The 12706-nt window shown below is 34.9% G+C and carries 8 protein-coding genes; 6 read left to right on the forward strand and 2 right to left on the reverse strand.

Features of this window, described 5'->3' with window-relative positions; genetic code table 11:
• Positions 1 to 80: 80 nt before the first annotated feature.
• On the reverse strand, positions 81 to 1997 hold the full coding sequence (gene nagB, locus FLB_RS07650) for a glucosamine-6-phosphate deaminase (protein WP_064715369.1): 1917 nt from the start codon (positions 1995 to 1997) through the stop codon (positions 81 to 83).
• Positions 1998 to 2114: 117 nt separating this feature from the next.
• Positions 2115 to 2864, reverse strand: a complete 750-nt coding sequence (locus FLB_RS07655; protein WP_064715370.1) for a DeoR/GlpR family DNA-binding transcription regulator — start codon at positions 2862 to 2864, stop codon at positions 2115 to 2117.
• A gap of 230 nt (positions 2865 to 3094) precedes the next feature.
• On the opposite strand from FLB_RS07655, the gene FLB_RS07660 reads away from it, so the two are divergent.
• The 6 genes from FLB_RS07660 (at position 3095) to FLB_RS07685 (ending at position 12531) form a co-directional block, all read left to right on the forward strand.
• A complete protein-coding gene (locus tag FLB_RS07660) occupies positions 3095 to 6160 on the forward strand; it encodes a SusC/RagA family TonB-linked outer membrane protein (protein ID WP_231891061.1) in 3066 nt (1021 codons plus the stop codon).
• 14 nt (positions 6161 to 6174) lie between these two features.
• Positions 6175 to 7428: a RagB/SusD family nutrient uptake outer membrane protein gene (locus FLB_RS07665; RefSeq protein WP_064715371.1), complete on the forward strand. Its 1254-nt coding sequence runs from the start codon at positions 6175 to 6177 to the stop codon at positions 7426 to 7428.
• Between the two features lie 228 nt (positions 7429 to 7656).
• Positions 7657 to 8469: an N-acetylmuramic acid 6-phosphate etherase gene (gene murQ, locus FLB_RS07670; protein WP_064715372.1), complete on the forward strand. Its 813-nt coding sequence runs from the start codon at positions 7657 to 7659 to the stop codon at positions 8467 to 8469.
• 37 nt (positions 8470 to 8506) lie between these two features.
• On the forward strand, positions 8507 to 10015 hold the full coding sequence (locus FLB_RS07675) for a sodium:solute symporter (RefSeq protein ID WP_064715373.1): 1509 nt from the start codon (positions 8507 to 8509) through the stop codon (positions 10013 to 10015).
• Positions 10016 to 10026: 11 nt separating this feature from the next.
• Positions 10027 to 11235 carry an anhydro-N-acetylmuramic acid kinase gene (locus tag FLB_RS07680; protein ID WP_064715374.1) on the forward strand — a complete coding sequence of 403 codons (1209 nt, stop codon included), beginning with the start codon at positions 10027 to 10029 and terminating at the stop codon, positions 11233 to 11235.
• Between the two features lie 27 nt (positions 11236 to 11262).
• Positions 11263 to 12531: an acyltransferase family protein gene (locus FLB_RS07685; RefSeq protein ID WP_064715375.1), complete on the forward strand. Its 1269-nt coding sequence runs from the start codon at positions 11263 to 11265 to the stop codon at positions 12529 to 12531.
• Positions 12532 to 12706 lie beyond the last annotated feature (175 nt).

Consider the following 12706-nt stretch of genomic DNA (forward strand, 5'->3'; position numbering starts at 1 on the left):
TAGCGCTTTAGATTGAAAAAATATTCAATTTAGAAAGCGCTAGAGGGAATAAAAAAAACTAAAACCAACTAACAATTTTTTTAATAATGGTAGCGTTTAAAAGCTTCCATTGCTGCATAACTTGCTAAGCCTAAAGCTTTGAATTTTTCTGCTGTGTCTTTATTGCGTTCTTCAACGCGAACCCAAAACTCACGGGAATCATCTCCTTGAAACATAACGCCATCCTTTTGTGATTGATGATAAAAAATGGCGGTTCGTTTCTTTAATACTTGATTGGGACTCATTGGAACTGCCATTTCAATTTCATGTATTTCCCACTCATGCCATGCGCCACGGTATAACCACACCCAACAATCGTTCATAAAAGGTTGGTGTTTTATTTGCTCTATGGCCATAAATAAAGAATCCAAACATACTTTATGGGTGCCATGTGGGTCTGCTAAATCTCCTGCTGCAAAAATTTGGTGCGGCTGAATTTCTTCAATTTTAGTAATCATCAGATCAATGTCTGTTTGTGATAAGGGACTTTTTTTAATCGTGCCCGTTTCGTAAAATGGAAGATTTAAAAAATGAACTTGGTGGTCGGGTAACCCCAAAAAACGAGTAGCGCCTAAGGATTCTTTTTGACGGATTTGCCCTTTTAAATTTCGGAGTTCAATAATATCCGCATTGGCATTATTTTTTTGATTAACGAATTCAATTATTTTTGAATATGTTTCATTTTCAGGATTAAAAACGCGTCCTATTTCGGCAAATTTTAAAGCTTCATCATTGGAAACTGCAATGTTTCCTGAGGTTTGATAGACGATATGAACTTCATGCCCTTGCTCGACTAATCGATCAAATGTGCCTCCCATAGAAATCACATCATCATCTGGGTGTGGGCTAAAAATAATAACTCTTTTTTTCTCAGGAGTCGAGCGCTCAGGTCGTTTTTGAAAGTCGGAATTGGGTTTTCCACCAGGCCAACCCGTTATAGCGTGTTGTAACTTGTTAAACATTTTGATGTTCAAATCATACGCAGTGCCTTCAATGGCTAGCAAACTTTCCATCCCATGTTCAAAATAATCCTTGTCTGTAAGGTGCAAAATGGATTTTTGAGTTTGTTCACAAAGCCAAACAATGGCTTTACTAATTAATTCTGGATTCCATTCGCAACTATCAACGATCCAAGGCGTATTCACTCGCGTCAATAAAGAGGCGGCTTCTTTATCTAAAATAAAAGTAACATTTGGATGATGTTGCAAATAGGTAGCTGGTTTTTTAGTCGTGATCCATCCTTCAATAGTTTCTTGAATAACTTTTGCTTTGTTATGTCCCCAAGCTAATAATACAATTCTTTTGGCTTCCAAAACGGTTGCGATACCCATGGTTACTGCTTTTTTGGGTACATTTTCTAATCCTAAAAAAGAACTTGCGGCGTCAGATCGAGTAAGATGATCTAAAGTGACCATGCGTGTAGAAGAATTTTGATGTGAACCCGGTTCGTTAAAACCAATATGAGCCGTTCTACCTATTCCTAATAATTGGAAATCTAAGCCTCCTAAACGCTTTATCTTTTCTTCATATTGAGCACATTCAATAAGGCTTTCTTCTATAGTGCAATCTCCGTTTGGAATATTGATGTTTTCTGGTAAAATGTCAATATGTTTGAATAAATGTTCGTTCATGAAATAATGATAACTTTGAATGTCATCATGTTTCATAGGGAAATATTCGTCTAAATTAAATGTAATAACATTCTTAAAACTTAGATTTTCTGACTTATGTAAACGAATTAATTCCTCATATACCTTAATAGGGGAAGAGCCAGTGGCTAGTCCTACTACACAAAAAGAGTTGGTTTTTTGTTTTGCTTTAATCAAAGCCGCAATTTCATTAGCTACAGCAATAGAGCCAGAGATAGAATTTTCAAAAATTACATTGTGTATTTTTTCTAATCGAGAGGATTCATATTTTCCGGGTTTTTCGTAAGATATATTGTGTTGTGCGGTCATATAGTTTTGAGATTATAATAAATTATTATCGCAAATATATGAAAACGAAAAAACGAAATGCTTTTTTATGCAATAATTTAACAAAATAAAATTAAAAAACGCAAGAAAACGCAAAAATTAAATCAAATGAGCTCCAGAAGTAGTATATTCCTTTAGTTTTTGGTCTTTTGGTGAAAGATCGGTAATGATGCTATGTAGTTGATTTAATTCGCAAACTGCGTGAGGCATTTTAGTATCTAATTTACTTGAATCAACCATAGCTACCACTTTATCAGAAACTTGAATCATTGCTTTTTTTACAATCGAAACTTCATATCCTTTTTCGGTTAAACCAGATTTAACATTAATACTACTCACGCCCATAAAACAAATGTCGGCTTTAATGTTTGATAATACTTGTACTACATCCATACCAATGGTGACCATCGCGTTTTTTTGCAGTTTGCCCCCGATAAAAATTAAATCTATATTAGGATGCTGAGATAATTGCATGGCAATCGACAGGCTATAAGTGTAAATAGTTGCCTTTAATTCAGATGGAATTAGTTTTGAAAAGGCCAAATTGGTTGTTCCTCCACTCATTATAATAACTTGACCATCAGATAAAAGAGAAAGTGCTTTTGTGCCAAGGGCTATTTTTTTATCCTCGTTTAAGATTTGAATATCAAAAATATTGGTTGATTTTTCTTCTTCTAGAAAAGCACCTCCATAAACCTTAACAAGTTTTCCTTTATTGTGTAGTTCGTTTAAATCTCTTCTAACAGTATCTTCGGATATTTGTAGTTCTTTGGCTAAATCAATGGTGTTTATTTTTAATTCCTCATGAATTTTTTTCAGTATATACGTATGTCTTTCGGCTTTTAGCATGTTTGTAGTTATTTGTAATTGAAACAAAGATACAACAAGATGCATTATTATACTAATTACTGAAATATAACTACCCTTATACAATATAAAGACAACTTAAATAGGGAGTAAACTGTAATTAATTGCGTTATTGTGCATTATTTAACTATTTTTATTAAAAAAAACGCATAAAATGGTGTGTGTTTTAAAATTATATTTATATTAGCGACTTAATCATAAAAAAACAAATTATGAAAATGAAAAAAACCAAATTAATTCCATTTTTAATGTTGTTGTTTGTGCAATTTGCACTCGCTCAAAACAAAACAGTAAGTGGAATTGTTAAAAGCAAAACAGATGGGCTTCCTTTGCCCGGAGTATCTGTAATTATAAAAGGAACAACTAAAAGTAGTGTTACTGATTTTGACGGAAGTTATAGCATAAGCGCTTCTGAAAAGGACGTTCTTACTTTTAGTTCTGTTGGATTTACATCTCAATCCGTAAATGTAGGCGACAAAAATTCATTCAATATTGTTCTTGTTGAAGAGGTGAGAACATTAAATGAAGTAGTTGTTCTTGGTTCAACAGTTCGCGTTACCAGAAAAGAATTAGGAAACGCTGTAACAACCATAAAATCCGAAGGATTAAATAAGGCAAAGCCTGTAGATTTATCCTCGGCCATTCAGGGAAAAATTGCTGGAGCGCAAGTTTCTCAGAATTCTGGAGATCCTGCTGGAGGATTCACTATCAAACTACGAGGAACTTCCTCTATATTGGGTTCGTCTGATCCATTGTATGTTATTGACGGAGTAGTATTAAACAATGCTACAACCAATGTTACTAATTTAAATGTAAGTAAAGGAAATTCAAATTTACAAATTGGACAAAACAGATCTTCAGACATCAATCCTAATGATATTGAAAGTATTGAAATCCTTAGTGGTGGCGCAGCAGCTGCAATTTATGGATCTCGTGCTGCCAATGGTGTTGTTTTAATTTCTACCAAAAAAGGAAAATCTGGTGAACCAACATTTAATTTTTCAACAAGTATAACATCTAATTCATTGCGTAAAAAAGTGTATGTGAATAAATCTGACAAGCAATTTGTTAATAGTTCAGCAGCTTTATTTCCAATACAAAATCAACCAGCTAGTGCAACTACTGTAAGTGTAGCTGGCCGAAATCTTGAAACCAGAACAATATCAGGTATTCAGCGCTATGATTACCAAGATGATATTTTTACTACTGGTATAGGAAATGACACTTATTTCTCTATGCGAGGCGGTGATGATAAGACGAAGTATTTTACCTCTGTGGGGTATTTGAAAAACGAAGGGATTATCAAAAACACCGATTTTACCCGTATTGGGGCAAAATTGAGATTGCAACATGAATTTAATGATAAACTATCGGCATCTGTTGGGTTAAATTATATTAACTCTAGTTCTAATGAAAAACCAGATGGGAATGTTTTCTGGAGTCCAATCAACTCAGTTACCATTACCAATAACATATATGATTTGAATAAAAGAGATTCAAATGGTAACTTGATGGCAGTAGATCCAGTTAGGGTAAATCCGCTATCTGTAATTGAAACGTTTGACATCACCCAAAAAACAGATCGTATGATTGCTGACTTGCAATTGAACTACAAACCTTTCAAAAATTTCAATGCTGATTTTATTTTTGGATTGGATAATTACAATCAACGTGGTAATGTTTTTATACCAAGATACCCTTATGCAGGAGTAAATACGGCCTATTATAATGATGGTTATGTTTCTGAAGCGACCAATAGAGTAGTGCAATTAAATAATGATTTGAATTTACGTTATGTTTGGGATATTAACTCAAATCTAAAATTAACGTCTTATGCGGGGTACAATATCCAAACGTACAGAGATAATTTATTTGCCTTAGAAGGAAGAGATTTAAAACCTTTTGTTGAAACAATTAATGCCTTTAATACTTTGGTTCCGGGTTCTCCACTTGCTAGTAAATCGAGTTACAATCTTTGGGGGTTTTATTTGCAAGAAACAATTGCATTTAAGAACAAATTGTTTGTGACCGTGGCAGCAAGAAATGATGCCTCTACTATTTTTGCCAAAGATAATCGTTCTCAATTTTTTCCAAAAGTAAGCGCAAGTTACGTTTTGTCTGACGAAAAATTCATGAAAGATTCATTTGTAAGCTCTGCTCGATTGAGAGCATCTTGGGGAGAATCAGGAAGTTTAACAGCAATTACTCCTTATGCACGTTTTACCAATTATGCATCAGGAACATTAATTGGAAATTCTGCCTTTACTTTAGAAGGACTAAAACAAGGGAATTTAGATTTAAAACCAGAAAGAAGTTCTACTTACGAAGTTGGTGCTGATTTTGGTTTCTTAAAAGATAGAATCAATTTGTCATTCAATTATTACAATGCCGATATCAAAGATTTATTATTACCAGTTCAATTAGCGCCTTCCTCAGGAGCAACGAATACCATACAGAATGTAGGTTTAATGAACAATAAAGGAATTGAAATAGGATTACGCTATGATGTCATTAAAAAAGAAGGATTAAATTTAGATGTATTTGTAAATTATAGCCGAAACAGAAACAAAGTGACAGATCTTCCTCAGCAACGTTTTCAGTTAGATAATAATCCTGCGGGAGCTCCAGTATTTGCAGAAAAGGATCAGCCAATAGGAATTTATTATGGAACTTATTATGCCAGAAATGCAGATGGTAGTTTATTGTTAAATCCAGCGGGATACCCACAAACCGAAAGAGGAGATGCAGCAACAGGAACACCTTCGAGAGATGCAAACGGACAACCAACGGGATCTGTGTTAAGCAAAAAAATTGGAGATCCAAACCCGGATTATATCATTGCTTTTGGGGCTAATTTTAACTACAAAAAATTCGGAATGTCTGTTTTGTTTGACGGAGTTCAAGGGGTTGATGTTTTTGATGCGGATTACAGAACGCGTCAAGGTGTTGGTAATGGAGAGCTTGTTGCCAAAGAATTAAACGGAGAATTACCAAGAGGGTACATTTGGTCAATTTACAATATTGAAGAGTTTAGAGTAGTTGATGGTAGTTATTTGAAATTAAGAGAAGTTTCTATGAGCTATGATTTTGGTAAATTAAATAGTTTCTTTACTAATATGACTGTAACTGCTAGTGGTAGAAACTTGTATTCATGGGATAAATTTCCAAGTTTTGATCCAGAAACCAATTCAGGTGGACAGTCTTCTGTAGCGAAATATAATTTTGGTACGGTGCCAATTCCAAGAACTTATTCTTTGGCGGTGAAATTTCAATTTTAATAAATAAAACGAATATGAAAAAAATACTTTTATCAATCGTAGTGGCAGGCGCATTTTTAGTGTCTTGCAACGATGAATTTCTCGACCCAACAAAGCCTTCTCAAGAAGAGGTTTTGTCAACTAGATCAGGATTAATTGGCGCAACAAATGGGTTACAACAATTATGGTCAAATGGAAGAGCAAGTGTTCTTTATACCTCAATAACAGCAAATGGTTTGACTACAAGAGAATTAAGAGTAGTTAATGCTGGTAATGTTGACGAAGGTTTTCTTGAAGCTGGTGGAACTTCTTTGACCGCAAACAATGCAGTGGCCAAAAACCTTTGGGCTTATGGTATGGTAATCAATTCTGAGGCCCAAAAAATATTGGATAACATCAATGTTTTGACCGTTGAAAATGAAAAAGCAAGTGTATTTACTCACGCTTCTATTTTCAAAGCGATGGCGTTAGGAACCCTGATTCAATTTTATGAAAAAGTGCCTACTGAAACCAGTAAAAGCGCTGATTTCAAATCAAGAGCGGATGTGTTAGCCAAAGTTATAAGTACCTTAAAAGCGACCGAACCTTATTTAAATACAGCAAACGGTTTTACTGGATTGGTTCCAGGAATTAGTTATAAAAATACGGTTAATGCATTATTGGCACGTTATTATTTAATGCTTGGAGATAATGACAACGCCTTGGCGTATGCAAACTTGGTTAATGTAACCGTAAAATCAGAGTTTAGATTTGACGCCTTAACAAACAATCCTATCGCCTTTAACTCTATTGCTACAAATAATAACTACCAGCCTAGAGACAGAAACTTAGGATTGCCCTCTGCGCTTACACCGGCTTCAGCAGATGCGAGAATCAATTTTTATGTAACAGCAGATAACAAAGCTTTAGGTTTTTTTGATACAAGTTTGAAATCAATTCCTCTTTACCTTCCTGGTGAAATTACCTTGATAAAAGCTGAGGTTCTAGCCCGTAAAAACGATTTGACAGGAGCAGTAACTGAGCTAAACAAAGTGTTGACCAAAACAGCTAGTAGCGATGCTTTTGGCGTTGGGGCTAACTTACCTGCTTATGCAGGAACGTTGGATCAGGCAAGTATTTTAACCGAAATTTACAAAAATCGCTGTATTGAATTATACATGTCAGGTTTGAGATTAGAGGACAGCAGACGTTTTAATCGCCCTGCTACAGAAAGAAACAGAAATTGGTATCCTTATCCAGATTCTGAAAGGTTCAATAATCCTAATACCCCTGCTGACCCCGCAAATTAACTATTATATTAAAAACGAGGAAGGTATACATTTATCTTCCTTGTTTTTTTAAACTCATTGTAACTATTCAGCCTGTTCTGATTTAAAGAAAAGGCAAATAAAATTGCACTAATTTTCGCGAAAAAAGGAGTACTTTACTACCATAAAAGTTTGTATTCATTCGTGTTAAATTTTGTTAGATAGAATAGCTACAACTGACTTTAATTTTATTCATCTAAATTCAATCAAATGAAAAAAGATAAGCCAGATACAGAAAAAGAATCTCATTATTCCAATTTGGATCAAATGTCCACCGAAGAAATTCTTAAAGGAATTAATGCAGAGGATAAAAAAGTTGCTAATGTCGTTGAAAAACAAATTCCTAAAATTGAACCCTTAATTGATGCAATTGTTCAACAACTTAAATTAGGAGGTCGTTTGTTTTACATTGGAGCTGGTACCTCTGGAAGAATTGGGGTTTTAGACGCTTCGGAATGCCCGCCTACTTTCGGGGTTTCGGACAACGTAGTGATTGGCATTATTGCTGGTGGAGAAACCGCTATACGAAAAGCCGTTGAAAATGCCGAAGACGATGCAAATCAAGCTTGGGAAGATTTAAAAAAGCACGCAATTTCAAGTGCCGATGTAGTAATTGGAATAGCTGCTTCCGGAAATACACCTTATGTGATTGGTGGACTTAAAAAAGCTAGAGAAAACAATTGTATTACAGGAAGTATTTCATGCAATAGTGATTGTTTAATTTCCAAAGAAGCGGATTATCCCATTGAACTAGTAGTAGGACCTGAATTCTTGACCGGTAGTACCCGAATGAAAGCAGGAACGTCTCAAAAATTAGTGCTCAACATGATTTCTACTGCTGTAATGATCCAACTTGGTAAAGTAAAAGGAAATAAAATGGTAGATATGCAATTGTCGAACGAAAAACTAGTGAATAGAGGCATCAAAATGATTATGGACGAATTAGCTATCGACGAACAAAAAGCGGTTGATTTGCTTAAAAAATACAAAAGTGTACGCGCTGTACTTACTAAGATGAAATAAGACATCCTTTTTGCCCTTTAACCTTTAAAAAAATACAATGACTCCAAGTATAATACTACTTTTAATTTTTACCTATTTCGGAATTTTATTCTTTATTTCGTATACTGTAAGCAAAAATGACAGCGGCAACGATGTCTTTTTTACCGCCAATAAAAATTCCAAATGGTACTTGGTAGCCTTTGGGATGATAGGAACTGCGCTTTCTGGAGTTACTTTTATTTCGGTACCTGGTGAAGTAGGTTCGCCTAATGGGGAGCAATTCAAATATTTCCAGTTTATAATTGGAAATGCGATTGGTTTTATAATTGTGGCCAAATTGCTTTTGCCTCTTTATTATCGCATGAATCTTACTTCGATTTACAGTTATATCGAACAGCGCATGGGGTTTTACAGTTATCGAACGGCGGCTTCCATATTTTTGATAAGTCGAACCATTTCCTCAGCCTTTAGATTGTATCTTGTGGTAATCGTATTGCAACGCTATGTTTTTGATTATTATTCAATTCCGTTTGCTGTTACGGTGCTAATTTCGTTGCTTTTAATTTTTTCTTACACCTACAAAGGAGGATTAAAAACAATTATCATTACCGATACTTTACAAACGTTCTTCTTGGTCGCTTCGGTTTTTATGACCATATATTTTATCTGCAATAGTTTGGATTTGAGTATGGTTGGCGCATTTGAAGAAGTAAAGAACAGTAACTACTCCAAAGTATTTTTCTTTGATGATTTTATGGGAAGTAAATTCCATTTTGTTAAACAAATTTTAGGAGGAATGTTTGTCACTATCGCCATGGTAGGTTTGGACCAAGATTTAATGCAAAAAAACCTAAGTTGTAAAAACATTGGCGAAGCTCAAAAAAACATGTTCAGTTTTACCACGATTTTCGTAATCATTAACATATTTTTCTTGAGCGTAGGCGCTTTGCTTTATATTTTTGCGGCTAAAAATAATATTCAAATTCCATTGGATTTGGCTACTAATAAACCGCGAACGGATTTGCTTTTTCCTGAAATTGCGCTACATCATTTAGCTACTATTCCAGCAATTGTATTCTTATTAGGATTGATTGCTGCTACTTTTGCCACAACCGATTCAGCATTAACAGCACTTACCACCTCTTTTTGTGTAGATTTCTTAGGCATGGATAAGGTTGAAAACAGTCAGAAAAAGAATTTGGTTAGAACAAGACATCTCGTTCATTTTGGTTTTTCTGCCCTTATTTTTTTAGTGATTTTAGTTTTTAATGCAATCAATGATAGCTCTGTAGTTGGAATGATTTTTAAGGTCGCATCCTATACCTACGGACCACTTTTAGGATTGTACGCTTTTGGATTGTTTATGAAATCCAAAAAAGTAAACGACAAGTTAGTACCTTTTGTTTGCGTACTTTCTCCCGCATTAACCTTACTTATTAATGAGAATTCAGTAACTCTTTTTGGGGGTTATGTGTTTGATAATGAATTAATTATTTTAAATACTGTAATCACATTTATTGGTTTGTGGTTGACCAGCAAAAACGTTGCTGAAGAATATAATTTTTAAATTCCTACATGATGAATAAGAATATCAAGTCCCTATATGAATTGGCACAAAAACCAACACGAACCATTATCGGGTTAATGTCGGGAACTTCGTTAGACGGATTAGATATTGCGCTTTGCAACATTTCGGGATCAGGAAAAAAGACCGTTGTTTCTCTTGAACAGTTTACAACGGTTCCCTATTCTGAAGCGATTAAAGCTGAAATCCGAAAAGTATTTGCCAAAAAAAACATCGATTTTCAACATTTAGCTTTGTTAAACGAATGGATTGGAAATTTACACGCGGATCTCATTTTGGATTGCCTAAAGAAATGGAATTGTACTCCTACTGAAGTTGATTTGATTGCTTCGCATGGGCAAACAGTAATGCATGCTCCCAAAATACTGCACCAGCAAGCGCAATTTCCAAACGCTACTTTACAAATTGGCGACGGTGATCATATTGCGGTGCGAACCGGGATTACTACCGTTTCAGATTTTAGACAAAAACATCTTGCGGCTGGTGGAGAAGGAGCTCCTTTGGCTATATATGGCGATTATTTTCTCTTTGGAAGTGAGACAGAAAACCGAATCATGTTGAATTTAGGCGGTATTGGGAATTTTACCTTTTTACCAAAAAATCAAAATCCTGAAGGCGTTTTTGTCACCGATACAGGTACAGGAAACACCTTGATAGATGCGTTTGTACAACGAAATTTTCCTAAAAAAAGTTTCGATAAGGATGCCGAAATAGCTCGTAAAGGAACGGTACATCCTGATTTGTTACAAGCATTAAAAAACAATCCTTTTTTTGAAGCCCCTTTTCCAAAATCAACAGGGCCAGAGCTTTTTAATTTAGAGTATGTTCAAAAAGCGATTACTGAAAGCCAAACAGAACAGCTTTCAATCGAAGATGTATTGGCAACACTTACTCGCTTTAGTGCCGAAACTGCTGCCGAAGCAATAGTATTTGCCATCCAACAAACTGGTACAACGACTGCTGATTTTACCGTTTATGTTTCTGGGGGAGGAATGCACAATCCGCTTTTGATGGATTATTTAAAAGAACTAGTGCCTTGTTCGTTTAAGAATACAAATGAAATTGGCATTTCTGGCGATGCGAAGGAAGCCATTCTTTTTGCAGTATTGGCTAATGAAACCGTGGCTGGAGGAGGCACTGATTTTGGCACGAACAACGGAATTCCATCGGTAACAATGGGCAAAATATCTTTTCCGGATTAAAACAGTTCAAAATTTATATGACAGGTTATGCAAAATAAACGGCTTATTTCTTTAGACCTACTTCGTGGAATTACAATTTTGACAATGGTATTGGTCAATAATCCTGGAGATTGGGACAATGTCTATCCTGCGTTACTTCATGCAGAGTGGAATGGTTGTAAACTTGCTGATTTTGTTTTTCCATTCTTCATTTTTATTTTAGGAATAGCAATTCCATTGGCGAACCCTAACAAAGAAAAATCAGTTAAAAATGGTACTAAATACTTAATTCGTTCTTTAAGAATCATTTGCTTAGGCTTGTTCCTAAACTTCTTTAATACCATTACAATCTTCAATTTAGAAGGAACTAGTTTGGTTGTTTTCAGAATACTATTAACCCTGATTATTGGTTTTGCCTTAATGGGAAATTATAATTTCAGAACAAAAAAATATACAACCATCCTGCTGTTTTGTTGCTTTATGGTTTTGGCATTTGGAACTGCTCAATTCCAAGAAGTTCGTCTCCTTGGTGTACTACAGCGTATCGGTATTGTGTATTTCTTAGCGTCTTTAACCTATACATTTTTTACAACAAAAGTTCAAATAGGCATAGTGCTAAGTCTTTTATTAGGATATTGGGCGATGATGAGTCTCATTCCTGTTCCAGGTGTTGGGGTTGCAAATTTTGAAATTGGAACCAATTTAGCAGCATGGGTTGATGAAGTTATTTTAAAAGAGCATGTGTATGCAGGAACAAAACCATGGGATCCTGAGGGGATTCTTTCTACTTTACCTGCCATAGCGCAAGGAATTATGGGGGCTTTGATTGGTCAATTACTTTTAAATACTTCAAATGCTATCCAACGGATGAAAAATCTATTGGTCATTGGATCGGTCTTAGTTTTTCTAGGCGTTATCATGGCGGTTTATTTCCCAATTAACAAATCCATTTGGACTAGTTCTTATGTTTTGTATACTTCTGGAATAGCAATTTTACTATTTAACGGATTGTATTACCTAGCCGATTTTAAAAATCTTCAAAAAATGTTTTCTCCATTAGTAATTTGGGGGGTTAATCCAATGATCGTTTTTTTTCTGTCGGGGATAATTCCGAGAACTTTAGCGATGATTCAAATAGAAAGCATAGAAAATAAATCTGTTACCATTGGTGTCCAAAAATATTGCTATACTACTTTTTTAGAACCGCTATTCAATACTCCTATGAATGCTTCTTTAGCGCATGCGTTGGTGTTTATTGTTTTTTTGCATGGCATTCTGTATTTTCTATACAAGAACAATAGGATAATTAAAGTGTAATCGATGTAATGCGCACTTCAAATCAAGGGGATGAACAACAAATAAACGATACTTGTAGGCCATAATTTCAAATAACGCAAACGGTAACCGAATGTAATAGTGTTGATTATTTGAACAAAAAGAACTTTTGGTAAACCAATAAAAGGGGATGATTTTGCATCGCATTCATTTTCAA

The sequence above is a fragment of the Flavobacterium succinicans genome, from assembly GCF_001662485.1.
Classification (GTDB): Bacteria; Bacteroidota; Bacteroidia; order Flavobacteriales; family Flavobacteriaceae; genus Flavobacterium; species Flavobacterium succinicans_A.